Origin of the sequence: Pseudomonas sp. NFACC04-2, from assembly GCF_900119265.1 — a bacterium.
Lineage (GTDB): Bacteria > Pseudomonadota > Gammaproteobacteria > Pseudomonadales > Pseudomonadaceae > Aquipseudomonas > Aquipseudomonas fluorescens_AA.
This window is the reverse complement of sequence record NZ_FPJC01000019.1, coordinates 36,719-62,870: the sequence shown is the minus strand read 5'-3', so window position 1 is coordinate 62,870 and position 26,152 is coordinate 36,719. Positions and strand designations below refer to the sequence as shown.

At 62.5% G+C, this 26,152-nt stretch carries 19 protein-coding genes and 1 pseudogene; 12 read left to right on the top strand and 8 right to left on the bottom strand.

Annotation, left to right across the window (positions count from 1 at the left end; translation table 11 throughout):
* Positions 1-977: 977 nt before the first annotated feature.
* The 4 genes and pseudogenes from BT125_RS30080 to accC form a co-directional block, all read left to right on the top strand.
* A pseudogene (locus tag BT125_RS30080) lies at positions 978-1,484 on the top strand (methyl-accepting chemotaxis protein); the annotation flags it as partial.
* Between the two features lie 311 nt (positions 1,485-1,795).
* Positions 1,796-2,251: a type II 3-dehydroquinate dehydratase gene (aroQ, locus tag BT125_RS21945; protein WP_072410269.1), complete on the top strand. Its 456-nt coding sequence runs from the start codon at positions 1,796-1,798 to the stop codon at positions 2,249-2,251.
* A 24-nt stretch (positions 2,252-2,275) separates the two neighbouring features.
* Positions 2,276-2,749 (top strand): acetyl-CoA carboxylase biotin carboxyl carrier protein, encoded by a 474-nt coding sequence (accB, locus tag BT125_RS21940; RefSeq protein WP_072410266.1) that lies wholly within the window; start codon positions 2,276-2,278, stop codon positions 2,747-2,749.
* A 17-nt stretch (positions 2,750-2,766) separates the two neighbouring features.
* Complete coding sequence (gene accC / locus BT125_RS21935) at positions 2,767-4,122, top strand: acetyl-CoA carboxylase biotin carboxylase subunit (RefSeq protein ID WP_060739349.1); 1,356 nt, start codon at positions 2,767-2,769, stop codon at positions 4,120-4,122.
* An 80-nt stretch (positions 4,123-4,202) separates the two neighbouring features.
* Here the strand turns inward: accC and BT125_RS21930 are convergent, their stop codons facing one another.
* Positions 4,203-8,174, bottom strand: a complete 3,972-nt coding sequence (locus BT125_RS21930) for a dermonecrotic toxin domain-containing protein (RefSeq protein ID WP_072410264.1) — start codon at positions 8,172-8,174, stop codon at positions 4,203-4,205.
* 192 nt (positions 8,175-8,366) lie between these two features.
* Between BT125_RS21930 and prmA the strand changes: the two genes are divergently transcribed.
* From prmA to BT125_RS21895, 7 genes are all read left to right on the top strand, one after another.
* Positions 8,367-9,245 carry a 50S ribosomal protein L11 methyltransferase gene (prmA, locus tag BT125_RS21925; RefSeq protein WP_072410263.1) on the top strand — a complete coding sequence of 293 codons (879 nt, stop codon included), beginning with the start codon at positions 8,367-8,369 and terminating at the stop codon, positions 9,243-9,245.
* 30 nt (positions 9,246-9,275) lie between these two features.
* Positions 9,276-10,508: a DUF3426 domain-containing protein gene (locus BT125_RS21920; RefSeq protein ID WP_072410262.1), complete on the top strand. Its 1,233-nt coding sequence runs from the start codon at positions 9,276-9,278 to the stop codon at positions 10,506-10,508.
* A gap of 185 nt (positions 10,509-10,693) precedes the next feature.
* Complete coding sequence (dusB, locus tag BT125_RS21915) at positions 10,694-11,701, top strand: tRNA dihydrouridine synthase DusB (RefSeq protein WP_072410261.1); 1,008 nt, start codon at positions 10,694-10,696, stop codon at positions 11,699-11,701.
* Positions 11,698-12,018, top strand: coding sequence for a DNA-binding transcriptional regulator Fis (fis, locus tag BT125_RS21910; protein ID WP_007921650.1), 321 nt, complete (start codon positions 11,698-11,700; stop codon positions 12,016-12,018). The genes dusB and fis overlap by 4 nt, the downstream gene beginning before the upstream one ends.
* Positions 12,019-12,101: 83 nt before the next feature.
* Positions 12,102-13,709 (top strand): bifunctional phosphoribosylaminoimidazolecarboxamide formyltransferase/IMP cyclohydrolase, encoded by a 1,608-nt coding sequence (purH, locus tag BT125_RS21905; protein ID WP_072410260.1) that lies wholly within the window; start codon positions 12,102-12,104, stop codon positions 13,707-13,709.
* Between the two features lie 189 nt (positions 13,710-13,898).
* Positions 13,899-15,194, top strand: coding sequence for a phosphoribosylamine--glycine ligase (gene purD / locus BT125_RS21900; protein ID WP_072410254.1), 1,296 nt, complete (start codon positions 13,899-13,901; stop codon positions 15,192-15,194).
* 99 nt (positions 15,195-15,293) lie between these two features.
* Entirely contained in the window at positions 15,294-18,071 is a 2,778-nt protein-coding gene (locus BT125_RS21895) for a hybrid sensor histidine kinase/response regulator (protein ID WP_072410251.1), read from the top strand.
* A gap of 27 nt (positions 18,072-18,098) precedes the next feature.
* Here BT125_RS21895 and BT125_RS21890 read toward each other — a convergent pair whose 3' ends face one another.
* The 3 genes from BT125_RS21890 to BT125_RS21880 form a co-directional block, all read right to left on the bottom strand.
* Complete coding sequence (locus BT125_RS21890) at positions 18,099-18,494, bottom strand: hypothetical protein (protein ID WP_139271779.1); 396 nt, start codon at positions 18,492-18,494, stop codon at positions 18,099-18,101.
* Between the two features lie 146 nt (positions 18,495-18,640).
* Positions 18,641-19,468, bottom strand: a complete 828-nt coding sequence (locus BT125_RS21885; protein WP_072410249.1) for a hypothetical protein — start codon at positions 19,466-19,468, stop codon at positions 18,641-18,643.
* Between the two features lie 63 nt (positions 19,469-19,531).
* On the bottom strand, positions 19,532-20,341 hold the full coding sequence (locus BT125_RS21880; RefSeq protein ID WP_072410246.1) for a hypothetical protein: 810 nt from the start codon (positions 20,339-20,341) through the stop codon (positions 19,532-19,534).
* 232 nt (positions 20,342-20,573) lie between these two features.
* On the opposite strand from BT125_RS21880, the gene BT125_RS21875 reads away from it, so the two are divergent.
* Positions 20,574-21,170 (top strand): MarC family protein, encoded by a 597-nt coding sequence (locus BT125_RS21875; protein WP_014336378.1) that lies wholly within the window; start codon positions 20,574-20,576, stop codon positions 21,168-21,170.
* 160 nt (positions 21,171-21,330) lie between these two features.
* On the opposite strand, the gene cobJ is transcribed toward BT125_RS21875, so the two are convergent.
* The 4 genes from cobJ to cobG are packed head-to-tail and all read right to left on the bottom strand — an operon-like array spanning position 21,331 to position 25,697.
* Positions 21,331-23,028, bottom strand: coding sequence for a precorrin-3B C(17)-methyltransferase (gene cobJ, locus BT125_RS21870; protein WP_072410362.1), 1,698 nt, complete (start codon positions 23,026-23,028; stop codon positions 21,331-21,333).
* Positions 23,028-23,759 carry a precorrin-2 C(20)-methyltransferase gene (locus BT125_RS21865; protein WP_072410244.1) on the bottom strand — a complete coding sequence of 244 codons (732 nt, stop codon included), beginning with the start codon at positions 23,757-23,759 and terminating at the stop codon, positions 23,028-23,030. Before BT125_RS21865 ends, cobJ begins: the two co-directional genes overlap by 1 nt.
* Positions 23,759-24,385, bottom strand: a complete 627-nt coding sequence (locus tag BT125_RS21860) for a precorrin-8X methylmutase (protein WP_072410242.1) — start codon at positions 24,383-24,385, stop codon at positions 23,759-23,761. Before BT125_RS21860 ends, BT125_RS21865 begins: the two co-directional genes overlap by 1 nt.
* Positions 24,378-25,697: a precorrin-3B synthase gene (cobG, locus tag BT125_RS21855; RefSeq protein ID WP_305882491.1), complete on the bottom strand. Its 1,320-nt coding sequence runs from the start codon at positions 25,695-25,697 to the stop codon at positions 24,378-24,380. The genes BT125_RS21860 and cobG overlap by 8 nt, the downstream gene beginning before the upstream one ends.
* Positions 25,698-26,152 lie beyond the last annotated feature (455 nt).

Below are 26,152 nucleotides of genomic sequence, written 5' to 3'. Positions count from 1 at the left end.
GTCGTTTGTCCCTCACGCGGGACAAACTGGTCAGCAGCGGCCGCAGCGAATTGGCCGCCGATGTCGAACGGGAACTGGCGAGCATCCGTGTCGAGGCCGAACGCCTCGACGGCTTGCCCCTGCTGGGCGTCACCGCCAGCAGCGAATCGGGCAGCGAATCGGGCAGCGATGATTTCGCCGCGCTGATGGGCCTGCAAACCCAGGAAAAAACCACCGCCGAAGATGCTGGCATCGCCCTCAAGCGCGAACTCAACAGCCTGCTCGGTCGTTACCCGGCGGAATTGACCCGCACCCGCGAACTGATCCAGAAACGCACCGAGCTGAGCAATGCCACGCACCTGAAAATCGCCGACGTGCAAACGGCGATCGACACCCTGGAACCGGCGGTACGGGCCCAGCATGGGCAGATCCAGGGGGAGGTTCGCATGATCCAGGGGGTGATGATCGGTCTGATCCTGCTGATCGCGCTGCTCATCGACACCTTGCAGCGGCGCCTGGCCCGCACCTTGACGCATCTGGCTCCAGCCCTGTCGACTTGGGCCGAGGGGGACTTCAGCGGGGACATCCACGTGGGCGCCAGCAACCGCGAAATGCAGGACATCGAGGCGTCGCTCAATCGCCTGCGCGCTTACCTGGTGGACCTGGTGGGCACCATTCGGGTGAACGCCGAACAGGTCGCCGGCAGCAGCCGGACCCTGGCCGAGCTGAGCGGCGAATTGCACAGTGGTGCGCAGGATCAGGCCAGTGATACGGCGCTGATCCGCGATTCCCTCAGCGAACTGGAAGCGACGATCCAGCAAGTGGCCGGCGATGCCTGCCAGGCCGCAGACGCCAACCGCAGCGCCGGGCAAGCGGTGGAGCAAGGGCAGAAAGTCATCGGTCTGAGCCTCACGGGCCTGCATGCGTTGGTGGGGGAAGTGCAAGGCAACGCGCAGATGATCGAACAACTGGCGGAGGAATCGGCCACCATCGGCGGCGTGCTGACGGTGATTCGCTCGATTGCCGACCAGACCAACCTGCTGGCACTCAACGCGGCCATCGAAGCGGCTCGCGCCGGGGAGATGGGCCGGGGCTTCGCGGTGGTGGCCGAGGAAGTCCGCTCCCTGGCCCAGCGCACGGCGGGTGCCACTGCCGAAATCCAGACACTGATCGCCCGCCTGCAACTGGCCGCGCGCCAATCGGTGGACGGCATGCGCGCCCAGGTCGAACATGCCGAAGCGACCGCCAACCAGGCGCAAGCGGCCGACGGCGCGCTGGATGAGATCGTCGGCGCCATCCAGACCATCTCCGACACGGCGGTACGCATCGCCGACGTCACCGCCCAACAAAGCGGCGCCGTCAGCGAAATCCGCGATCACAGCGAGCGGATTCACCAATTGGGCGCAGACAACCTGCTGCGCATCGGCCAGGGCCGGGAACAGGGTGACAATCTCCTGGTGCTGGGCGGGCGTTTGCACACCGCCGTGCAGGCATTTCGGGTTTAGCGCCACAGACTCCATGAATCACTGTGGGAGCGAGCTTGCTCGCGATAGCGGTGGATCAGCTTGCCTCGATGCTGGATGTGCCGGCGTCATCGCGAGCAAGCTCGCTCCCACATCGATTCCAGGCCCCGGGATTTGATGCCGCCCCAGGGGTGCGGTTTGCAACCGCATGACTGGATCAGAGACCTGGGTCACAAATTTCGCGCAAACATCGGTCATCGTGCTGGCTATTGCCGAGAACTGGACAGTCATTAAGGCTTTGCGGCATAGTCGCCGGGTTCTGATACCTGCTCACAGATAACAAGGAACAGCAGATGGCGACCCTATTGGTCCTGCACGGACCCAACCTGAACCTGCTGGGCACCCGTGAACCGGGCGTCTACGGTGCCGTGACACTGGCCCAGATCAACCAGGACCTGGAACAGCGGGCCCGCAACGCCGGCCATCATTTGCTCTACCTGCAAAGCAACGCCGAATATGAACTGATCGACCGCATCCATGCCGCGCGTGGCGAAGGTGTGGATTTCATTTTGATCAATCCAGCAGCTTTTACACATACAAGTGTCGCATTACGTGACGCGCTGCTGGCGGTGAGCATCCCATTCATCGAAGTGCACTTGTCCAACGTGCACAAACGCGAACCTTTCCGCCATCACTCCTACTTCTCCGATGTAGCAGTGGGAGTGATCTGCGGCCTTGGCGCCAGCGGTTACCGACTGGCCCTGGAGGCCGCCCTAGAGCAGCTTGAACAACAAGCTATACGCCCCTGACCGACCCTTGGGAGTTGATGATTCATGGATATCCGTAAAGTTAAGAAATTGATCGAATTGCTGGAAGAGTCCGGCATCGACGAGCTTGAGATCAAGGAAGGCGAAGAGTCCGTACGCATCAGCCGCCACAGCAAGACCCCGGCCCAGCAGTTCTATGCACCGGCCCCGATGCAGGCTCCGGCCGCCGCGCCTGCTCCAGCAGCAGCCCCGGTTGCCGCCGCCGCGCCAGCCGCGCCAGCCGCACCGGCGGCACCGACGCTGAACGGCACTGTCGCTCGTTCGCCAATGGTGGGCACGTTCTATCGCAAGTCTTCGCCATCCTCGCCGTCCTTCGTTGAAGTCGGCCAGACCGTGAAGAAAGGCGACACCCTGTGCATCGTCGAAGCCATGAAGATGATGAACCACATCGAAGCTGAAACCAGCGGTGTGATCGAATCCATCCTCGTCGAAGACGGCCAGCCGGTTGAGTACGACCAACCGCTGTTCACCATCGTTTGAACCGCGGAGAGCCTTTGATGACTGCGAAGTTGGAAAAAGTTCTGATCGCTAACCGCGGTGAGATCGCCCTGCGGATTCTGCGTGCCTGCAAAGAGATGGGCATCAAGACCGTCGCCGTTTACTCCAAGGCCGACAAAGAACTGATGCACCTGGGCCTGGCGGACGAATCCGTCTGCATCGGTCCGGCGTCGGCTGCGCACTCCTACCTGCACATCCCAGCGATCATCGCCGCTGCCGAAGTGACCGGCGCCACCGCCATTCACCCGGGCTACGGTTTCCTGGCGGAAAACGCCGACTTCGCCGAACAGGTGGAAAACTCCGGTTTTGCCTTCATTGGTCCGAAAGCCGACACCATCCGCCTGATGGGCGACAAGGTTTCGGCCAAGCACGCCATGATCGCTGCTGGTGTACCGACCGTTCCGGGTTCCGACGGCCCGCTGCCTGAAGACGAAGAAACCGCTTTGCGCATCGGTCGCGAAGTCGGTTATCCGGTGATCATCAAGGCCGCTGGTGGCGGCGGTGGTCGCGGCATGCGCGTGGTACACAAGGAAGAAGACCTGATTTCCTCGGCGAAACTGACCCGCTCCGAAGCGGGCGCGGCGTTCGGCAACCCGATGGTCTATCTGGAAAAATTCCTGACCAACCCGCGTCACGTAGAAGTCCAGGTGCTGTCCGACGGCCAGGGCCAGGCCATCCATCTGGGCGACCGCGACTGCTCGCTGCAACGTCGTCACCAGAAGGTCCTCGAAGAAGCACCGGCACCGGGCATCGACGAGCAGGCTCGCCAGGAAGTCCTGGCGCGCTGCGTCAAGGCGTGTATCGACATCGGCTATCGCGGCGCCGGTACCTTCGAGTTCCTTTACGAGAACGGTCGTTTCTACTTCATCGAAATGAACACCCGTGTTCAGGTGGAGCACCCGGTTTCGGAAATGGTCACCGGTATCGACATCGTCAAGGAGATGCTCAGCATCGCCGCCGGCAACAAGCTGTCGTTCACCCAGGATGACGTAGTCATCCGCGGTCACGCGCTGGAATGCCGGATCAATGCCGAAGACCCGAAAACCTTCATGCCAAGCCCTGGCACGGTCAAGCATTTCCATGCCCCGGGCGGCAATGGCGTTCGCGTCGATTCGCACCTGTACAGCGGTTATGCCGTTCCGCCGAACTACGATTCGCTGATCGGCAAGCTGATCACCTACGGGGCGACCCGTGAAGAAGCCATGGCGCGCATGCGCAATGCCCTGGACGAAATCGTGGTAGACGGGATCAAGACCAACATCCCGCTGCACCGCGATCTCGTACGTGACGAAGGCTTCTGCAAAGGCGGCGTCAACATCCATTACTTGGAGCACAAGCTGGGCAACCAGCACTGATGCTTCACGTGATGTGAAAAGACCCCGGTCCATTGGCCGGGGTCTTTTTTTGTGCGTGCCTCAAAAGAGCAAGAGACAGATCACTTCAACTCCACCATGGAGTACGCGTGTGATTCGACCTTCGCAGCATTCGCCCGCCTCCCCTGCTGGGTGAGTACGACGCCATTGGCATTTTCCACCAGGATGTCGCTGCGCATGCGCGCCATGAATCCGCGAGCTCGCATGGACACCGGATCAGTGTTGTTCTTCGCTCGCGCCAGGACGGGTATGTAAAAGCGTTCGACCTGGCTGCCGGACGTCTTGAATACCGACGTGACACCCGTGCGCAGATCCAGTGACACGCCATAGTTATTGCCCAGGCAGGAAGAATACGACCAGTGATCCCAGGTCGGTCGCAGCCCGTGCCTCCTCATCACCTGCCTGACCGGCTCGCCGATGTCGGCCCCCGTCAACCAGTCCCCGCCGACCAAGGTGGCACGAACATCCTTGGCCGCCCCCCCCAGGCGCCGCATCACATCCCGGACACTTCGCTCGATCAGTGCGCGGATGTTGTGATCGAAATGAATGACCGCCCCGACACGGGTGGTCGGGTTGTACAACGAAGCGATCACACACGTCTGTGCATTGAGCGAGAACAAGTAGTTGTCCGCCGCCTCGCTGAACCTCGCCACTACGGCCTCGCCCTGCAACGCCCCCCTTGTCACGTCCGGGGAGACATGCCCAGGAAACGCCTCGCGCAAATCGCCTATTCGCCCCAGGTTGCGCACCTCGTCGTTGCCGCCGCTCAAACCGACTTTGTTATGGGTCCACTTGCCATTCGCCATCCTGCGGATGGGCAACTTGTAAAACGCGTCGGGGCGCCGGGCATCCACCAGACACAAGCCGCCAAAGTAAGGGTCCTTCTTCACTTGGTAGTACCTGCCCCCGCTCGCGATGTAGTAAGTACTCCGCGGTTGCGAAGCGTTGGGCGGGCTGCGATAGGTGCCGAAAAAAATCCCCTCCTCCGTCACCATCTGCAGATTCCCTGGTGTTCTGCCGACCGCCTGCTGCGGCTTGAGGCGTATGGCTGGAACCAGCGGCCCGGACTCTTTGGCGATCACCAATGACGGGTTTCTCAAGCGTTGCGCAGACAATGACAAGGGCTTCACCGCGAGCGGCAAGTGCCTGGCCGCGTGCCCCAGTGCCGTGGCCATGCTGGCGGCGCCGAGCGTGGCGAACAGCGTTCCCCAGGTCGCGGTCAGCCAGTGACCGAGCGCGCCTTCCGTGTCGCCTTGCACGTGTCTCTGGATGGCCTGCCTGGCACTGACGGCAATCAAGCCGATGTCCAGCAGCAAGGTAAAGGGCGGATAAACCATGCACACCGGAACGGCCGCGAAGATCAGGCCTTGGAATACCTGGTTGCGGATCATTTCGGCACGACTGGTGGTGATGTCCTCCACATCGGTGACGGCGCGCTCGATGCCTGCATCGAACTCGGCACGGATATCAATCAGCCGATTGAGCTCACGCAATGTGTCGACGCGAGTAGTCCCGGCCGCCAGCGCCGACAGTGTCCGCCCCACGGCGGCACGGGCGGCGAGTGCGACCCGCTCCAGTATGTAATCGTGCAGTTGCGCGGCGATGCTCCCGGAAAACCCCAGGTACGGGCGAAACAGGATGCCGTCCGGCGCGTCGGGCGTGTACATCCAGTAAGAAGCCTTCGGATCGAAGTAGATGAACACGTAGACGCCCAACACCACATGACCGGCGACGGTCAGCTTGATCACGCCTTCGCGCGTCACGGCGACACCAGGGTATGTGGCGCTGTTTGCAGGTCGCCCATCGCTCAATAGCGTCACTTGCCGGGTGAGCCACTGGAACGCTTCGGCGCTCAACATCGACTTGCCGTAGGCCACACGCAGGTCGCGGTCCATTCTGGCCAACAGCATGTAGCAGTAAGCCTCGCGGCGCTTGGCATACTCGGGCGCCGCGGCGTCGAGGAATCCAGCACGGATGTGCCTGGCATATCGCTCGCCCAGGTAGGCCACGCGAATGTAGGACGCCAGATCGGCACTGCGAACCTGCGCCAAATCCTGCCCGACAGAAGAACGCACGCCCTTGGTGGCGTCGTCGATGTCCGCGTTGCGCTCGTATCCGTAGATGGCCAGGTTCAGCAGGCTGGTGGTTTTTTTCTCGGCGGCCAGCCCCGGACTGTAGTCGATGAAGACCGTGGCCGGATCCACCGCCTCAAGCACCCCCTTGCTGCGCATGTAGGGCCCGATCATGTCGGCGAAGGTACGCTTGGCGAAGTCCATGAAAACTTCATAGTCCACGAACTGCTCATCGAATACTTGCCGCTGAACCAAGAATTCCTGGCTCAGGCCGCTGATGTTGCGCCTGGACTCAAGCGGCAACGCCGAGTACCAGCGAGGCGACTCGTCCAGCTCCACGTGTGCCAGGTTGTTGGCCAGGCCGGTCGAGACAGCGTTCTGCAGACAGGTCTTGAAACTTGCCTGCGTGCCCCTGATATCTTGTTCCAGATCCCAGGAAACCGGTTTTTCCATCACACGGGCAAAGTACGCCCGAGCCTGTCCACGATCAGTCGGCGAGAGTTGCTGCAACAGATACTCGCGACCGGCCTGGTGTTGGGTCCAGGCCCCGACTTCGCCGCTCAGGGCCCGCAGCGAGGGCAATTCGATCCATTCCTGGCCATCGGGTTTGCCGGGGGCAAACAGCAGCAGGCCACTGACAGCACCGTCCATGTCTTCACGATAAAACACCAGGAGATCGGCGCACTTCAGGCCATTGGGAAGCACCAGGCTGGCGACACGCAACCCGCCGGCAACGGGCGTCGCAATGTCGCCTTCCCAGAGGGCTGCGAGGTGGTCATGGCTGGTCACCGACAACTGGCCTGCACAACGGGCGACAAACGCACTGTGCTGCAACCGCGCCACAAACCAATCGAGCATGGCGTCCTTCAGGTCTCCCCCCTCATACCGCTCGGCCAAGGCTGGCAAGTACCCGGCAGGTGCGTCGACGCGGGCCAACAATTGCGCGATGAAGACCGATGAAAGAGGCTGGTTACGGAGCATCCCGCCGTTCTCGACCAGCAGCACCGACACCGCGTCCGGCCGGACCGGGCCTGCCGCCACCAGTTCACTCAGGCTGTAGGTGCGTACGGGCTGACCAATGACTGTTCGCCACTGCAACTGCACACGAATGCTGTCCGGCTCGACCTCCATGTCCAACTCGTGCCTGACATGATCCCTGGCCAATTGCCGAGCGAAGGCCCGCAGCGAGCCCAGGCCATCGACCCGCTCATCCACCCGCGCCTGCGCCAGCGCGGCCTGGCTCTCGAACGCCCGCAACAATTCAAGATCTGGCGGGCTCAGCCCCCGCAACCAATGCGGCAATTGCAACCGCGCCAGCGCACCAAGGTCCCGGCGCTCGGCCGCGGTTGCCAATACGGTCAAGCGACTCGTCCGGCGCCAGGCGTCCTGGAGTGCTTCGATCTGCTCTCGCAACTCATCGACACCCAGACCAACCAGACGGTCAGGCCGAAACAGCTCGTCGACCGCGACCCTGTGCCCATCCAGTTTTTGCCTGACCACCTCTTCGAGCGAGGCATCGGGCGCAGTCATTCGCCAATGCCGCCGCAGATAGTCCTTGTAGTGCTCGACGAACCTTGAGGCCGCGCCCTCCACCGCCTGGACAACGAACGCCCGGCGCTCGGCCGCAAAACCCAGGTCTGGCCCGCCGGGCCAACGGTAGGGTGCGTCTTGCTCTTCGTCATACACCAAAGGCGCCTGATCGATCATGCGCTGCAACACGGTATCGAGCAGGGTGCCCAGGAAGTGCGGATCGATGTTGCCTTGGTAATGGTAGGTGCGCAGCTCGACCAGCAAGTACTCTTCCAACACCTCCAGCAGGCTCATCTGGGTCTGCAGTCGCGCGTCGATCGCCTCCTGCCAACGTGTCAGTTTCTCCAGGGTCGCCTGTGCGGTCGACACCGGCGGGGAATCGACCGACCCCGTGCGCTCCATGTTGCCTTGCCGTCCGGCAATGATGTCCATGCACAATCCTCCCTGTTGTGTGGACCGGCACCTTATCCGTCCTGCGACATGCCCATGGCATACATATATATATCGAAACACCACCCGGACGACGCGAGACTCGCTTATCCACTTTGGCGGCGACCTGGCGTACACTGCGCGCCTTTGCAGCCCTGCGCTGCCCCCCTGTGGATTTTTTCAAAGGTGCCCGCCATGCCTTGGCTGCAAGTACGCCTGGCCATCAGCCCGGAACAAGCCGAAACCTACGAAGACGCGTTTCTTGAAGTAGGCGCTGTATCGGTAACCTTCATGGACGCCGAAGACCAGCCGATCTTCGAGCCGGAGCTCAATACCACCCCGCTGTGGTCCCACACTCACCTGCTGGCCCTGTTCGAAGGCGGCACCCAGGCGGCCAGCGTGCTGGCCCATCTCGAGCTGCTGACCGGCAGTCCGCTACCCGAGCATCACAGTGAAGTGATCGAGGACCAGGACTGGGAACGCAGTTGGATGGACAACTTCCAGCCGATGCGTTTCGGCCAGCGCCTGTGGATCGTCCCGAGCTGGCATGCCGCGCCAGAGCCGGACGCGGTCAACCTGCTGCTGGACCCGGGCCTGGCGTTCGGCACCGGCACCCATCCGACCACCGCGCTGTGCCTGGAATGGCTCGACGGCCAGGACCTGAAGGGCTGCAACGTACTCGACTTTGGCTGCGGCTCGGGAATCCTGGCGATTGCCGCGCTCCTGCTGGGCGCCCGGGAAGCGGTCGGCACCGACATCGACGTCCAGGCCCTGGAAGCCTCCCGCGACAACGCCGGGCGCAACAACATCGCCGAAACCCTGTTCCCGCTGTATTTGCCCCAGGACTTGCCACAGGTCCAGGCCGACGTGCTGGTGGCCAACATCCTGGCCGGCCCGCTGGTATCCCTGGCGCCGCAACTGTCGAGCTTGGTCAAGCCGGGCGGACGCCTGGCGCTGTCGGGCATCCTCGCCGAACAGGGCGAAGAAGTCGCCGCCGCTTATGCTGCCGACTTTGACCTGGACCCGATCGCCAATCGCGATGGCTGGGTGCGCATCACCGGACGTCGGCGCTAGAATGAGCGCCTGTATCCACCGGATTGCCGCATGACTGACAGCTTCGTCACCCAGTGCCCGCATTGCCACACCCGTTTTCGCGTCAGCCATGCTCAATTGAGCGTGGCCCGCGGGGTGGTTCGTTGCGGCTCGTGCCTGCAAGTGTTCAATGCCGCACAACAGTTGCTGGAACAACGCACAGCCAAGCAAGCGGCCCCTGCCGTCACGCCACCCGCCAAGCCGGCCGCCGAAGCCCCGCCCCGAGCGATCAGCCAGAAACAGTGGAGCGCCGCCGAGCTGGATCTGGATGACCTGGACAAGGAACTGGCGCGCCTGGAGCGACGCGACAATCGCGCCCCGGGCAATGCCGGCCGGCGCCGGGAAGACAACCTGAGCGCGCAACGCGATTCGCTCTCCAGCGAACAGCAAACCTGGCCCGACAGCCTGTACAGCGAAACCTCGGGCGAGCGTGTCGAAACCGTCCTCGATACCCCCTTCGAACCGTTCGAACCCCACGAACCGGCGCGACCACCGCGTACCGAGCCGTCCCTGTCCCTGGCCCTCGAACCGCTGGAACCGGACGACGAACCGGTCGCCCCGCTTCACCTCGCGCCGGACGACGAACCCGACGAGCACCTCGAGCGCCTGTCCGCCACCGATGACCACGACCACGACGACGAGCCCGAACGACCGCTGCCGCTGCGAAAGTCACGGGAGCGCCAGGAGCCGGGGATACGCGCCGAGGCCCTCCACGACCTCGACGACGACCCGCTGCAACTGGACTGGCGCAAACGCCGTTCGCCCTGGGGCCGACGCTTGTTGTGGGCTCTGCTGATCCTGCTCGCCGCCGCAGCCCTGGGTGGCCAGTACATCGCCTATCATTTCGAAGAACTGGCCCGTCAGGACCAGTACCGGCCGTGGTTCCTGCAGATCTGTCCGACCATCGGTTGCGACGTACCGTCCAAGGTCGACATCGCCAAGATCAAAAGCAGCAACCTGGTGGTGCGCAGCCATCCGGAGTTCAGCGGCGCTCTGGTGGTGGACGCGATCATCTACAACCGTGCGCCCTTCTCCCAACCTTTTCCGTTGCTGGAGCTGCGCTTTGCCGACCTCAACGGGCACCTGATCGCCAGCCGTCGCTTCAAGCCCGGTGAGTACCTGGGCGGCGATCTCGAGGGCCGCGGCGAAATGCCGCCGCAAACGCCCATACACATCGCGCTGGATATCCTGGATCCGGGCCCCAAGGCGGTGAACTACAGCTTGAGCTTTCATTCCCCCGAATGAAACCGGCCAGGGTCGGCCCATTGACGGCAGCTTTCTGACTGCCCCCACCCAGACCAAACCGCTGGCGATAACAAAATAGCTGTTCAGATTTTATCCAATTCGATCTTTATCCAGTCATCGAGAGCGGGTATCATGCCAACCCTTTTTCGAAGTCTCATGATCCGGCCCCACTTCAGGGAAGTCCTATGTCGGCGGTACGCATCGGCCCATATACATTGCAGAACGGCCTGGTTCTCGCCCCTATGGCGGGCGTCACCGACCAGCCCTTTCGTCAGCTGTGCAAACGCTTGGGCGCAGGACTGGTGGTGTCGGAAATGGTCACCAGCGACATGAGTTTGTGGAACACCCGCAAATCGCGTCTGCGCATGATCCACGAAGGCGATCCCGAGCCCCGCTCGGTACAGATCGCCGGTGGCGACGCACAGATGCTGGCGGAGGCGGCCCGGGCGAATGTCGAGCTGGGGGCGCAGATCATTGACATCAACATGGGCTGCCCGGCGAAAAAGGTCTGCAACAAGGCCGCAGGCTCGGCACTGTTGAAAGATGAAGCGCTGGTCACCGAGATCCTGCAGGCCGTAGTGGCCGCGGTCGATGTGCCGGTGACCCTGAAGATCCGCACCGGGTGGGACCGGGAGAACAAGAATGGCCTGGTGGTGGCGAAGATCGCCGAACAGGCGGGCATCACGGCGTTGGCGGTCCATGGCCGCACCCGTGCCGACCTGTACACCGGCGAAGCCGAGTACGACACCATCGCCGCGATCAAGCAGGTGGTGTCGATTCCGGTCTTCGCCAACGGCGACATCGATTCGCCTGAAAAGGCCCGGTACGTGCTGGACGCGACCGGTGCCGATGGCCTGTTGATCGGCCGGGCCGCCCAGGGGCGGCCATGGATTTTTCGTGAGATCGAACACTACCTGCGCACTGGCGAAAAGCTGGCGGCGCCGCAGTTGTCCGAGGTGGAACGCATTCTGCTAGAGCATCTGGCCGCACTACATGCCTTCTACGGAGAAGTCATGGGCGTACGCATCGCTCGCAAGCATGTGGGCTGGTATCTCGCAACCCTGCCGGGCGCCAGGGAGTTTCGCGCCCGTTTCAATCGTTTGGATGGTACGCAAGCACAATGCGCCGACGTTCAGGCGTTCTTCGCTGAGCGTTACAAGAGCCTGACAGGGGACGAAGGGGTGGCCGCATGACGATGATGACCGAGACTTTAGTGAGTGGAACAGCACCCGTGAGCGACAACGTGAATTTGAAACAGCACCTCAATACGCCCAGCGAAGAAGGTCAGACCCTTCGCGGGAGTGTCGAGAAGGCGCTGCACAATTATTTCGCCCACCTTGAGGGCGCTGCCGTCACGGATGTGTACAACCTGGTGCTTTCCGAAGTCGAGGCACCGCTGCTCGAAAGCGTGATGAACTACGTCAAGGGCAACCAGACCAAGGCCAGTGAGCTGCTGGGCCTGAACCGCGGCACCCTGCGCAAGAAACTCAAGCAGTACGATCTGCTGTAAGCATTCAATCAAACCAGAAAGGCGCCCGCATAAAAAACGGTCGCCTTTTTTGCTGACTTCCCTTGCTTTTGATGGAAATTGAAATGACCGACCAGACCACCCGCCTGCCGATCCGCCGCGCCTTGATCAGCGTTTCCGACAAGACCGGGATCCTCGAATTCGCCCGCGAGCTGCAACAGCTGGGCGTCGAGATTCTCTCCACCGGCGGGACCTTCAAGCTGCTGCAGGACAACGGCGTCGCCGCAGTGGAAGTCGCGGACTACACCGGTTTTGCGGAAATGATGGACGGTCGGGTCAAGACCCTGCACCCGAAAATCCACGGCGGGATCCTGGGCCGTCGCGGCATCGACGACGCCATCATGAACGAACACGGCATCAAGCCGATCGACCTGGTGGCCGTCAACCTCTACCCGTTCGAAGCCACCATCAACAAGCCTGGCTGCGACCTGCCAACCGCCATCGAGAACATCGACATCGGCGGCCCGACCATGGTCCGCTCGGCAGCCAAGAACCATAAAGACGTGGCCATCGTGGTCAACGCCAGCGACTACGCCAGCGTGCTGGAGAACCTCAAGGCCGGTGGCCTGACCTACGCCCAGCGTTTCGACCTGATGCTCAAGGCCTTCGAACACACCGCCGCCTACGACGGCATGATCGCCAACTATATGGGCACCGTGAACCAGGCCGCCGAAACCCTGTCGACCGAAGGCCGCAGCGAATTCCCGCGCACCTTCAACACCCAGTTCGTCAAGGCCCAGGAAATGCGCTACGGCGAGAACCCGCACCAGAGCGCGGCGTTCTACGTGGAAGCCAAGCCCGCCGAAGTCGGCATTGCCACCGCCACCCAACTGCAAGGCAAGGAACTGTCGTTCAACAACGTGGCCGACACCGACGCCGCGCTGGAATGCGTGAAGAGCTTCGTCAAGCCAGCCTGCGTGATCGTCAAGCACGCCAACCCGTGCGGCGTGGCCGTGAGCCCGGACGCCGAGGGCGGCATCCGCCAGGCCTACGAACTGGCCTATGCCACCGACACCGAGTCGGCCTTCGGCGGCATCATCGCCTTTAACCGTGAACTGGACGCCGAGACCGCCAAGGCCATCGTCGAGCGCCAGTTCGTCGAAGTGATCATCGCCCCTTCCGTCAGTGAAGAAGCCCGCGCCATCGTTGCCGCCAAGGCCAACGTGCGCCTGCTGGCCTGTGGCCAATGGTCGGCCGATCGTGCGCCGGCCTGGGACTACAAGCGCGTCAATGGCGGCCTGCTGGTCCAGAGTCGTGACATCGGCATGATCGGCAGCGAAGACCTGAAAGTGGTGACCCAGCGCGCCCCGAGCGAGCAGGAAATCAACGACCTGATCTTCGCCTGGAAAGTCGCCAAGTACGTCAAGTCCAACGCCATCGTCTACGCCAAGAACCGCCAGACCATCGGTGTCGGCGCCGGCCAGATGAGCCGCGTGAACTCGGCCCGCATCGCCGCCATCAAGGCTGAACACGCCGGTTTGCAAGTTCAAGGCGCGGTCATGGCCTCCGATGCGTTCTTCCCGTTCCGCGACGGCATCGACAACGCGGCCAAGGTCGGCATCACCGCGGTGATTCAGCCGGGTGGCTCGATGCGTGACGCTGAAGTGATCGCTGCGGCTGATGAAGCCGGCATCGCCATGGTATTCACCGGCATGCGCCACTTCCGTCACTAACATGACAACGGCCGCACTGAAGCCGGCATCTGCTGCGTTGGAGCCGACCTCGATGATGCTCATTGCCAAAAGGCAACTCCGCTCATCGAGGCCGACTCCGCCTTGCATCTACCGGCTTCATTGCGACCTCCTACGGCGTGAAACGCTTTAGGCTCCAAAACAGAATCAGCGTCATCCGAGGTTTTTGAAATGAATGTTTTGATCATTGGCAGCGGTGGCCGCGAACACGCCCTGGCCTGGAAAGTGGCCCAGGATCCCCGTGTACAGAAGGTTTTTGTAGCGCCGGGCAATGCTGGCACCGCCATCGAAGCCAAGTGCGAAAACGTCGCCATCGACGTGCTGGCCCTGGAGCAACTGGCCGACTTCGCCGAGAAGAACGTTTCGCTGACCATCGTCGGCCCGGAAGTGCCGCTGGTCGCCGGTGTGGTCGACCTGTTCCGCTCCCGTGGCCTGGACTGCTTCGGCCCGACCGCTGGCGCCGCGCAGCTGGAAGGCTCGAAAGCGTTCACCAAGGATTTCCTGGCGCGCCACAAGATCCCGACCGCCGACTACCAGAACTTCACCGAAATCGAACCGGCCCTGGCGTACTTGCGCGAGAAAGGTGCACCGATCGTGATCAAGGCCGACGGCCTGGCCGCCGGCAAGGGCGTGATCGTTGCCATGACCCTGGCCGAAGCCGAAGACGCCGTGCGCGACATGCTCGCTGGCAATGCCTTCGGTGACGCCGGTTCCCGCGTGGTGATCGAAGAGTTCCTCGACGGCGAGGAAGCCAGCTTCATCGTCATGGTCGATGGCAAGAACGTACTGCCGATGGCCACCAGCCAGGATCACAAGCGTGTCGGTGATGGCGACAGCGGCCCGAATACCGGCGGCATGGGCGCCTACTCCCCTGCCCCGGTGGTAACCGCCCAGGTGCACCAGCGCGTCATGGACCAAGTGATCTGGCCGACCGTGCGCGGCATGGCCGAGGAAGGCAACGTCTACACCGGTTTCCTCTACGCAGGCCTGATGATCGACAAGGCTGGTAACCCAAAAGTCATCGAATTCAACTGCCGTTTCGGCGATCCTGAGACCCAGCCGGTCATGCTGCGTCTACAATCGAGCCTGGTCCTGCTGGTCGAGGCCGCGCTGGCCCAGGCCCTGGACAAGGTCGAAGCCCAATGGGATCCGCGCCCAAGTGTCGGTATCGTATTGGCGGCCGGCGGTTACCCGGGCGACTATGCCAAAGGTAGTGCAATCCAGGGCCTGGACGCCGCGGCCCGGCTGGAAGGCAAAGTCTTCCATGCAGGCACTGCGTTGAAGGATGGGCAAGTGGTCACCGCCGGCGGTCGTGTGCTTTGCGCCACCGCCCTGGGCGCCAGTGTCGACGACGCTCAGCAGCAGGCCTACAAGCTTGCCGCCGAGATCGACTGGGAAGGTTGTTTCTACCGCAAGGACATTGGCTACCGCGCCATTGCCCGTGAGCGTGGCGAAAATCTGGAATAACCCGGCCATTCAGTCAGGCAAGGGCCTGCGGCCCTTGCCTGACTGTTCCGGCGCCGCGCATAGTTATAATCTGGCATCAACCTACGAAGGGATTTCGCCGTGCGCTGGCTCAGGATTGCCATAGGCTTTACCGTCACCCTGCTGACGCTGCTCTGCATGCTCCCGGCCCAGGCCGCGCCAGGCAGTGGCTGGGCGGTATTGCTCGACGAACAGGGCGACCTGACGCTGAGCGACATCCGCTCCGCTCGCTACACCAATCAATTCAGCCCCATCGACCTGGACCGCCTCAAGGCCGCTGAACCCGGCGGTGCGTTGTGGCTGCGCTTCCGCCTGGCCCCGGACAGGCACGAACAAATCCTGCGCATCTTCGCCCCCGACCTGTCACGCCTGAACCTCTATGTGCTGGACGGCGACACCCTGGTCGAGCAACAGGTCAGCGGCAATGCCACTCCGCATACAGAACCGGCGGTACCCAGCAGCGACGTCATGCTGCCGCTGCCGCGCAGCGATAAAGCCCTGGACGTCTACCTGCGACTGGCCTCGCGTCACGAACTGCGCCCCTACGTCACGTTGCAATCGGCCGTCGCGGCGGCGGCCGATCAGAACCAGACGCTGATCTACGGGCTGCTGTTCGGCTGCATCGCCATGCTGATCCTGCATAACCTCACCCGCTACGCCTACACCCGTTCCCGCAGTTGCCTGTGGCTGGCCGCCTGTGAAGGGCTGCTGATGCTCAGCCTGGTGCTGTTGCTGAACCTGGCCGGCCCCTGGCTGCCCGACTGGCCGGCAGTGCAGACGCCCGGGGCTTACCTGGCGTTGCTGCTGACGGCGCCCTGCGGCCTGATGTTCGCCTACCGCTTCTTCGCGCCCCTGGGACCGCACCCGTTGAACCGGTTGCTGCTGGGGGACATTGTGTTCGTCATGCTGTGCAGCCTGCTGCTGTTGTTCGTCAACACGCTGCCACTCAATATCATGACCTACGCCCTGGTGGCCCTGGCCGGCCTGAGCATGCTGTTCGTCAGCGCCTGGCACTGGCAAAAGGGCTACCGCCCGGCCCGACTGTTCGTCGCAGCCATGGTGGTCTTCAACCTGGGCACGCTGATCATTCTTCCGGCCCTGCAAGGGCTCACGGAAGTCCCTCCACAGGGCTTGATCATCACCCTGCTGATCTTCATCTGCATCAGCGGCCTGTTGATGAGCGTCGCCCTGGGCGAGCGCCAGCGCTCGATCAACGAAAGCCGCTTCAGCATCAGCCGCGACCTGGCGGCGAGCAATGCCGAGATCAATGCCAAGGCCGAGTTCCTGGCCAAGATCAGCCACGAGATCCGCACCCCGATGAACGGCGTGCTGGGCATGACCGAGCTGCTGCTGGGCACGCCACTGTCGGTCAAGCAACGCGACTACGTGCAAACGATCCACAGCGCAGGCAATGAACTGCTGACCCTGATCAACGAGATCCTCGACATTTCCCGGCTCGAGTCCGGGCAGATCGAACTGGACGACGTTCAGTTCGACCTCAATGCGCTGATCGAGGACTGCCTGAGCATCTTCCGCGCCAAGGCCGAACAGCAGAATGTCGAGCTGATCAGCTTCATCCAGCCCCAGGTGCCGCGGGTGATCAGCGGCGACCCGACGCGGCTGCGCCAGGCGTTGCTGAGCCTGCTGGAAAACGCCCTGAAGAAGACCGACGAGGGCGAAGTGCTGATTGTCGTCGCCCTCGACGAGCGCAGCCATCAGCCGCGCCTGCGCATCGCCGTGCAGGACAGCGGGACGCCGATGGACGCTGAAGAGCGCGACACGCTGATGCACGCCGAGCTGCACAGCAAGAACTTCCTTTCCGCCACGCGCCTGGGGGGCAACCTGGGGCTGGTTATCGCCCGCCAGCTGATCATGCTGATGCACGGGGAATTCGGCATCAAGAGCGGCAGCAACCAGGGCAGTACCCTGTGGCTGACCTTGCCCCTGGACCCGGATCGCCTCGAACACCCGACTTCCGACCTCGATGGCCCGCTGCAAGGGGCACGGGTGTTGATCGTCGACGACAACGACACCTGCCGCAAAGTGCTGGTGCAGCAGTGCAGCGCCTGGGGCCTGAACGTCAGCGCGGTGCCCTCGGGCAAGGAAGCCCTGGCGCTGCTGCGCACCAAGGCGCACCTGCGGGATTATTTCGACGTGGTGCTGCTGGACCAGAACATGCCGGGCATGACCGGCATGCAACTGGCAGCCAAGATCAAGGAAGACCCGAGCCTGAACCACGACATCCTGTTGATCATGCTCACCGGTATCAGCAATGCGCCGAGCAAGATCGTGGCGCGCAACAGCGGGGTCAAGCGCATCCTCGCCAAACCGGTGGCCGGCTATACCCTCAAGACCACCCTGGCGGACGAGCTGAACCAGCGCAACCGGGGCCAAACTACGAACGTGCAAGTGAACGCCGGTCCTCCCATCCCGGTGAAAGTGCCGAGCGATTTCCGCATCCTGGTGGCCGAGGACAACAGCATTTCCACCAAGGTCATCCGCGGCATGCTCGGCAAGCTCAACCTGCAACCCGACACCGCCAGCAACGGCGAGGAAGCCCTCAAGGCCATGAAGGAACAGCGCTACGACCTGGTCCTGATGGACTGCGAAATGCCGATCCTCGACGGGTTTTCCGCCACCCAGCAGCTGCGAGCCTGGGAAATGGGTAACCAGCGCACCCGCACGCCGGTGGTGGCGCTCACCGCGCACATCCTGGCCGAGCACAAGGAACGCGCCCGCCAGGCCGGGATGGATGGGCACATGGCCAAGCCGGTGGAACTGTCGCAATTGCGCGAGCTGATCGAACATTGGGTGGCCCAGCGCGACCAGCAGAACAAGACCGCCGCCCATTCGTCCTAGGGCTTCCGCTGACGCCCGAAGCCCTGTTCAACATTCCAACGCATGGATATTACGGGTCGTCTCGGCGATAACCGCGCCCAGGACTTTTTCCCGGAACATTGAATAATGCAGCGTGTTGAACGTCACGACCGCCATTTCTTCATGGCTGGTTCGCACAACCTCCTCGATTGGCCAGAAAAGAAAGGTCGAGACTGTTTTACGAATGCTGAATTGCTTGTGGTAAAGAGCGATCTCTATTCGCCCGGGCGATTTCGGCAGGCAGGGAACCACCTGGAAGAACGCCGAATCATGCTGCTGGCTTGTCCGTTCGAATGTCTCAAGGGCATTGGGATTGCGCTTCAGGGCGCCAATCGAGTCAGTCGCCGACCGCGCGAAGCGTTCATCGAATGACTGGGAAATTTGCCGGGCAACACTCTCGGCCATTGACCCCTCCCCCGCCTGCCCAGGCCTGATTGAACGCGCCGAATCCCACCCCAGGTACCTGAGCGTGTTCCTGTAGTAGCTGAACCAACTGCCCACCAGACCGTCCCGATAGGCCGACCGCGTTGCCAACTGGGCGTACAGGTTGCTCAGGCAGATGTCTTCGCGATCCTGGGGCGACAGCCCCTGGCCGAACGACACAAGGCTTGCCCCCACGACAACAGCCGGCGTGGGATCGGCGCCGTGGAACAGGCGTTCGATATTAATAGCGCGGCCCCCCGTTCAACGTTGTCGGAAATATCAAAGACATGCTTGGTAGGCTTATCTCCCAGCTTTTGTACGATCGCACCGCGCAGGGGGTCGTAAAGCTCTTTCGATAAGTTGGCCTGGAAGCATCTGGACTGAAGATTACCGACCACATTGGCGACGGATAGGCACTGCCCGAGGGGGTTGGAGATAACCGGTTGCCTGGTCTCATAGCTCAGGGCAACGCTACTCAGCAAGGGGCCCCGCCGGGCCAGAATCACTTGCAGGCAGACCCTGCCAATGGCTCCATCGATCTCTGACGGCACGGATTCCTTGCGCTTGCAGGTCTGATCGCGCAGTTGCTCGATGGCCGGCAGGGTACCGCGTAACTGCGCGACACGGTTCAACAAGCGAGTGACTTCATCGGCCATCGTATGATCGACAGACTCCCCCAGCCGACGCCCTAGCCAGTGCGCCGCATTGAAGTTGGATTGCTCATCGAGCGTGAAGTTGTCCCAGGCCGCAGTCTTTTGCAACCAGCCGTTCTTCAAGACGTCCCGGTACTCGTCATACCTTTTTTGTGCCTGGGCATAAGCCGGATACTTCTTGCTGGCGACCAACTGCGCAAACAATACCGAATCCAACACATCTCTTTTTTCCTGCCCGGTCATATCCGGGGACACTATCACGACAGCGCCGGCATTAATAAAAACCGAATAACCATCATTCATTGCAATCACCTGGTTCTTTTCTGGTTGGCGACTACGTTGTAGTCGCCAGATGGATACACAAGATCAGAGTTCGTATGCTTCGATTTTCTTCTGTGCCCGATCGCCGAGTTTTTCAATAATGATCGCACGTGTACGGTTAATAACGGACGGCACCATGGTCATGTGGCTTTCACCGCGATACAAGTCAACCGAACTGCTGTCCCAATTAACGAACAAGACTTGGGTCTGGTTCGTACGCTTGATGAAACGCACGGCTCCCAGTGCCATGATGACTTCGCCATGGGGCGTCTCATGACAGGCGGCGACGCCAAACCCTCCGGTGCCAGACTCCTGGACGTTCCGGTCAAACACCCGCAGCGGCTTGTCACGGCTCTGCAAGGCCGCAATGGCATCGCTGGCGACCTTGAGCATCAACAGTGACGCCGGCCCGGGCACCGCGGCGGCCGTCACCGCCGACCCCAGGATTTTCAGCACCAGTTGATCCATCGTGAAACTCTTGCCCGAGGCGGCAACCGCGTCGTAATACTTCTGCAGGATCGTCCAGCCGCAATCCTGCAGCACGTGCAGGAAAAGTTGATACCACTCCTTACCTTGGTCATCACGTGGGTAGCGCTTACTCGCCACTAACGAAGCGAACAGGTAAGAGTGCTGGATATCCGCCTGGTTTTGCTCGGACATTCCCGAAACAAAAGCCAGGATCCCGTCACCCACAATCGAAGCGCGATCCGGCTTTTCCGGAGAGCCAGCCGTCTCGTCAGGACGAACAATGAAAGTACGCGGCGATAACTCAAACGCCTCCGGCTCAACATCATAAGCATTCAAGCGTTCCAGACGATCAGACAGCGTTACAACAGAATCATATTTAACGTTCATAGCATTTCCTTATTTATTCAAGATCATCCTTAGATCCGAGTTATGAACTTACGCAACCCACCTCATCACAACAAGTGCGCAACTGTAACCGTAAATAATGAAAGTCAACGCCTTACAATCGCCGGTGACTAAGTGGCATTTTCCCGGACTTTCATCTCGCCCTTCACGAGCCGACAGACTTCCCGACGCCTGATAGACTCCACGCCAAATTCATTCGTCGCGAGCCTCGACCATGCTCCATGTGCTGTTCAGCGTTTACCTGAAGATGCTGGTGCTCTACAGCCCCTTCTTTGTCCTGTCCTGTTTCATCGGCCTGACGCGCGGCTATTCACGCAAGGAACAACGCCGCCTGGCCTGGAAGGTCGCGACGGCCACGCTGGTCTCCAGTGTGTTGCTGTATTTGTTCGGGCGAGTGATTTTCAGCGTGTTCGGCATCACCGTGGATGCGTTCCGGATCGGCGCCGGCAGCGTGCTGTTCATTTCGGCCCTGGGTATGGCCCAGGGCAAGTCGGCCGTGCAGACCGACAACGTGCAGCAGGACGTGACCATCGTTCCCCTGACCATTCCGTTGACTGTCGGCCCCGGCACCATCGGCGCCCTGCTAGTAATGGGCGTGAGCCAGCCGCACTGGGACGACAAACTCATGGCCATCATCAGCATCGCCCTGGCGAGCTTCACCGTCGGCGTCGTGCTCTACTTGTCCAGCCGCATCGAACGGATCCTCGGCGACCAGGGCCTGCAGATCGTCAGCCGCCTGATGGGGCTGTTTGTCTGTGCCTTGGCGGCGCAGATCATTTTTACCGGGGTGAGGGGCTACCTGGTGCCGTAAAAGGAGGACGGTTTATTCTGCGACCGGCGCTGTCGCCAGCAGCGCCTTCAGGGTTGCACTGCCAAAGCCCCCCCAAACCCCTTAACCGATCGCAGGCTTCGCCAGCTCCTACAGGGCTCCCTGGCCACAGTAGCCCTCCATGAATGAACGGTGTCTGGGTTCAGGCAGGTTTGGCTCCATACCAGCGAGGCGTGTACACCCAGTTTCCACCGGACGCCCGCGGGAACACGCAGGTGGTGGAAGAACCGATCAGGACCATGGTGCGCATATCCACCTGCTCGGCCGTGAGCTGTCCCAACGTGGTGACACGCAGGGTCTGGCCCGGACGACCGATGTCACGCCCCAACACCACCGGCGTCTCTGGCGTGCGGTGCCGGGCGACGATTTCCAGCGCACGGCCCAATTGCCACGGTCGCGCACGGGAAATCGGATTGTAGAAGGCCAACGCCAGATCGGCTTCGGCAGCCAGGTCCAGACGCTTTTCGATGATCGACCAGGGCTTGAGATTGTCCGACAGCGACATCACGCAGAAGTCATGCCCCAACGGCGCACCAGCCTGGGCAGCGGTAGCGAGGGAGGCGGACACGCCGGGCAGGATCTCCAGGTCAACCTGATGCCAGGCCGGGTCGCTGGATTCGTGCAACGCTTCGAGCACCGCCGCCGCCATGGCGAAGACACCTGGGTCGCCGGACGACACCACGATCACCGAACGACCTAGGGCAGCCAGTTCAAAGGCATGACGAGCGCGCTGCATTTCTTCGCGGTTGTCGGTGCAGTGCAGCACTTGATCGTCGCGAAACGGGCCGGCCATGCGCACATAGGTTTCGTAACCGAGCACATCGGTGGCCCGCGCCAGTTCGGCTTTCACCGCCGGCACCATCAACTCGGCAGCGCCCGGCCCCAGGCCGATCACCGCCAGACGGCCGCGCGGACGACCGATTCGGGCCACATCCAAGGGCTGAGCGGCGACGACGATGGCCAGGTCGTCCGTTGCCGAAAGGAGAGTCGCCGCCGGCACCGAGCCGCGGGCCAAGGTGGCGGCATCGCCTGTCGCCGCCACAAAGCGCAGCGCCACCCCCAGCTCCAGCGCGGCTTCACGCAAGGCCGTGCTGGCCATCAGCGTATCTGCCGCCACCAGGCACGCCAGGCTCGGAATCGCCACGTTGGCTTGCTGCAGAGCTGCACGAACGGTGCTTGGCAAATCAGCCACCTCGCCGCTCACCACCACCGCGACACTGCGCGGATAAATCAGCAGCTCATGGGCGCTCGCCTCACGCTCGGCATGGCTAACGTAGATCGTACGCCGGGCTTGCGGGTCTTGCGGCAACTGCGCCTGATCCAGCCATGGCGCTGCGCCTTCGATGCGCACCGGCTCGCCGGCCAACAGGTCGGAGACGAAGCGCTTGCCTTGCTCCAGGTCGCCGAGGTTGTAACCGCTGGGTGGATTGAGCAGGCATGTGCCGAAACGCAATTCGCCGCTGGTGGTGATCGCCGGTGCGACTTGCAGCGTGGCAGCTATGTCCCGGGCCATGCCATTCACCCCGCCCAGGCCGCCCAGCAGCGGCACCACGGCGCTGCCATCCTCGGCCACGGCCAGCACGGGCGGCTCGGCGCCTTTTTCCAGCAACAGCGGCGCCAGGGTACGGATGACAATGCCCGCCGCGCACAGGGCGATGATCGGCGTGTCCTGTTGGTAGAGTTCACGCAATGTCGCGCCAAACTCGAGGTACTGCCGATCCCCCTGGACCCGTCCGACCAGGCCGTGAATCAGGGCGTCGGGGTAACGCTGCTGGATCCGTCGAGCTGTTGCCAGGCTGCCGGGGCCGAGGATGACGATGGCCGGCGTCTTGGCGGCGATCAACCCTGCCACCGTTCGCCCGGCACGATGATCAGCGAGAAGTACGGCGAAGACATCGGCTCGACTTCATCCAACGGCACGATTTTCTGGTTGGCCATGGTCGCTCGCTCGACGTACAGCGCTCGCCCGTCCATGCCCAGCTCCTGAAGCACCTGGCGAACCTTGGGGAAATTGCGTCCCAGCTTCATGATCACCGCCGCATCGGCATCGGCCAGGCGGCGTTTGAGATCGTCGTGGGGCAAGACACCGGAGAGCACCGACAGGCTCTGGTTGCGATAGACCAGCGGCGCGCCGAGCACCGAGGCACCGCCCAGCATCGAGCACACGCCGGGAATGACTTGGGCCTCATAGCGCTCGGCCAGGCGATCGTGCAGGTACATGTAGGAGCCGTAGAAGAACGGGTCGCCCTCACAGATCACCGCCACGTCGCGACCGGCATCCAGGTGCACGGCCAACTGCTCGGCGGCGGTGTCGTAGAAATCGGCGATCACCTGTTCATAGGACAGCGGCGCAGGCAGCACCTCGGTGGTGACCGGGTAGATCAATGGCAGCAACGTCTGCGCGTCCTGCAAATGGGCCTCGATGATGCCGAAGGCATTGCCCTTCTTGCCCTTGGCGACGAAATACGCCACCACGGGCGATTCGCGCAACAGGCGCAGGGCCTTGACCGTAATCAGCTCCGGGTCACCGGGGCCCACGCCGAGGCCGATCAGACGTCCAGGCTGCTGCATCATTCAATCTCCGTGGCGAGGGCGTTGACGGCGGCGGCGGCCATGGCGCTGCCGCCCAGACGGCCTTGCATGATCACGAATGGCACGCCACGGCTGTTGGCCGCCAGCATCGCCTTGGACTCGGCGGCACCGACGAAGCCCACTGGGAAACCGAGGATCAATGCCGGTTTCGGCGCGCCGGCATCGAGCATTTCCAGCAGGTAGAACAGCGCGGTCGGTGCGTTGCCGATGACCACGACACTGCCTTCCAGGTGCGGGCGCCACAACTCCAGCGCTGCCGCCGAACGGGTGTTGCCCAGTTCCTGGGCCAATGCCGGTACGCGCTCGTCGCGCAAGGTGCAGATCACCGGATTGTCGGCTGGCAGGCGAGCCCGGGTCACGCCTTCGGAGACCATCCGCGCATCGCACAGGATCGGCGCACCGGCGGCCAGTGCCTGGCGCCCGGCCGTGCCAGCGCCCTCGGAAAATTGCAGGCCATCGATGGCCTCGACCATGCCGCAGGCGTGGATCACCCGCACGGCGAGTTTCTCCAGGTCGGCCGGAATGCGCGCCAGGTTGGCTTCGGCGCGGATGATCGCGAAGGAGTTGCGATAAATCTCCTGACCGTCGCGGATGTAATCAAGCATCAAGGGGGCTCCGGGGGCGAGCGTCGAGCCAGTGGCCGAGCGCTTCAATAGTCAGATTGTGTGCCTGCAACGCGCCGAAACCCGGCAACGTGGCATCGCGAAAATACAGGTCGTAACGACCGGGGGCGACCGCCAGCAAGGTGGCAGGCGCTACGTGGGCCGCCGCGCAGGAACGCGGGCAGCCCGACAGATGAACCTTCAGGGTTTGGCCCTGGCGTTGCAGCAGCTTGGCCAGTTGGCGAGCGTCGGCCTTGGTGTCGGCCAAGGCTTTGCCGCAGCCACTGGAACCGGTGCAGGCGATGAGTCGCGCCAGGGGTTGATCGTTCGAACCTAACAGCCCCAACCCTTCAAGCCGCGCCAGCACTTCGTCGGCATCCGCGCGGCGCACGTTGGGCAGCAGCAGGCTTTGCCAAGGACTGAAACGCAGGCTCGCGTCGCCCTTCTCCCGCGCCAGTTGCGCGGCCCCTCGCAGCATGACCGCATCGAGCCGACCCAGGGGCGCCGCCGCGCCGACGTAGACGCGGTCGTCGTGCTGGGGATGGACGCCGAGGTGCAGTCCATCGATGGACGCACCCCGCTGCCAATCCAGGCACGCGTGCAGGGGCACGCGGCGGGCCAGCCGGGTCATGAACTCATCCACAGAGACCTCAGACAGCAAGTGACGCATGCGGATCTGGTCCGGGCGGGCCAAGTCGAGGAACAATTCCAGCACCGCCACCACCAGGGCATGCCCCTGGGCCAGGGGCACCCTGCCCGCCGGTTTATCCAGCGGGGTGCCGGCCAAGCCGAAAGCCAGCCAGGGCTCGCCGTTACGGACAAGGGCCGAGAGCCACAGGTCGTGGTGATGTTCTAGCATCGCCAACGCTTCTCCGCCGTCCAGTTGCACGGCGAACTTGGCGGACAGTTCATGGAAGCGTTCATGGGTTTGCAGAATGGCAAGGATCTGCTCGGCCAACGGGCGGGTGTCAAACAGCATCTGCCGGTCGATCCCGGCCGCGGGGCTGAGCATCAGGTTGCGCACGTCATCGCCAGCAGTTGTCCGCGGCCCCAGGCCAACGACCAGCAAAGACTCGATCAACGCGCTGTGCTCGGAACCGATCCCGCGGATTTGCAGGTTGCCCCGGTTGGTCGCCTCGATCACACCGCCGGCGAACCGCTCTGCCACAGAGGCCACGGCTTCGGCCTGATCCGCCTGGATGGAACCGCCATCGAGCTTGATCCGGCAGATCCCACCGTCCAGCGCCTGGACGACACGCAGCAACCCCGGGCAACCGGAGGGGCGTACGACGGGGGAGGATGGGCGTTCGTTCAAAGGAAGACCGGCAAATAAGAAACGCCACATTGGCGAAGGAGCGCCATTATGCCTGCTTTGCCGGGGGTCATGAAAAGCTTGCTGGTCGGATTGAAGCGAGAATTGCTCAAGAACACGAGCGGCCTGATCCAATGAGGTTGTCTGTTCCTCCGCCATCGCGAGCAAGCTCGCTCCCACAGTTCTGGTCAAATTGTGCACAGATTCTGTGTTCACCCCAAAATCCCCTATGGGAGCGAGCTTGCTCGCGATGGCGGTCTACGGAAAAGAAGATGTTGAATGGACCGGCGCCTTCGCGGCCAAGCCCGCTTCCACAGGGATTTCGGCGGGTACAAAATTTGTGTTCCCCCCATCAACACTGTGGGAGCGGGCTTGCTCGCGAAAGCGGTCTGGCAGCCACAACAATGTTGCGCCAGGCGCCTGATCCGCCGGGGCGCGGTATGATGGCGGCCCGGTTC

Bases quoted from the DNA above. Each gene is read 5' to 3' on its own strand.
- aroQ (WP_072410269.1), top strand. From the start codon at position 1,796: ATGGCGACCCTATTGGTCCTGCACGGACCCAACCTGAACCTGCTGGGC.
- accB (WP_072410266.1), top strand. From the start codon at position 2,276: ATGGATATCCGTAAAGTTAAGAAATTGATCGAATTGCTGGAAGAGTCC.
- accC (WP_060739349.1), top strand. From the start codon at position 2,767: ATGACTGCGAAGTTGGAAAAAGTTCTGATCGCTAACCGCGGTGAGATC.
- BT125_RS21930 (WP_072410264.1), bottom strand. From the start codon at position 8,174: ATGGACATCATTGCCGGACGGCAAGGCAACATGGAGCGCACGGGGTCG.
- prmA (WP_072410263.1), top strand. From the start codon at position 8,367: ATGCCTTGGCTGCAAGTACGCCTGGCCATCAGCCCGGAACAAGCCGAA.
- BT125_RS21920 (WP_072410262.1), top strand. From the start codon at position 9,276: ATGACTGACAGCTTCGTCACCCAGTGCCCGCATTGCCACACCCGTTTT.
- dusB (WP_072410261.1), top strand. From the start codon at position 10,694: ATGTCGGCGGTACGCATCGGCCCATATACATTGCAGAACGGCCTGGTT.
- fis (WP_007921650.1), top strand. From the start codon at position 11,698: ATGACGATGATGACCGAGACTTTAGTGAGTGGAACAGCACCCGTGAGC.
- purH (WP_072410260.1), top strand. From the start codon at position 12,102: ATGACCGACCAGACCACCCGCCTGCCGATCCGCCGCGCCTTGATCAGC.
- purD (WP_072410254.1), top strand. From the start codon at position 13,899: ATGAATGTTTTGATCATTGGCAGCGGTGGCCGCGAACACGCCCTGGCC.
- BT125_RS21890 (WP_139271779.1), bottom strand. From the start codon at position 18,494: ATGGCCGAGAGTGTTGCCCGGCAAATTTCCCAGTCATTCGATGAACGC.
- BT125_RS21885 (WP_072410249.1), bottom strand. From the start codon at position 19,468: ATGAATGATGGTTATTCGGTTTTTATTAATGCCGGCGCTGTCGTGATA.
- BT125_RS21880 (WP_072410246.1), bottom strand. From the start codon at position 20,341: ATGAACGTTAAATATGATTCTGTTGTAACGCTGTCTGATCGTCTGGAA.
- BT125_RS21875 (WP_014336378.1), top strand. From the start codon at position 20,574: ATGCTCCATGTGCTGTTCAGCGTTTACCTGAAGATGCTGGTGCTCTAC.
- BT125_RS21865 (WP_072410244.1), bottom strand. From the start codon at position 23,759: ATGCAGCAGCCTGGACGTCTGATCGGCCTCGGCGTGGGCCCCGGTGAC.
- BT125_RS21860 (WP_072410242.1), bottom strand. From the start codon at position 24,385: ATGCTTGATTACATCCGCGACGGTCAGGAGATTTATCGCAACTCCTTC.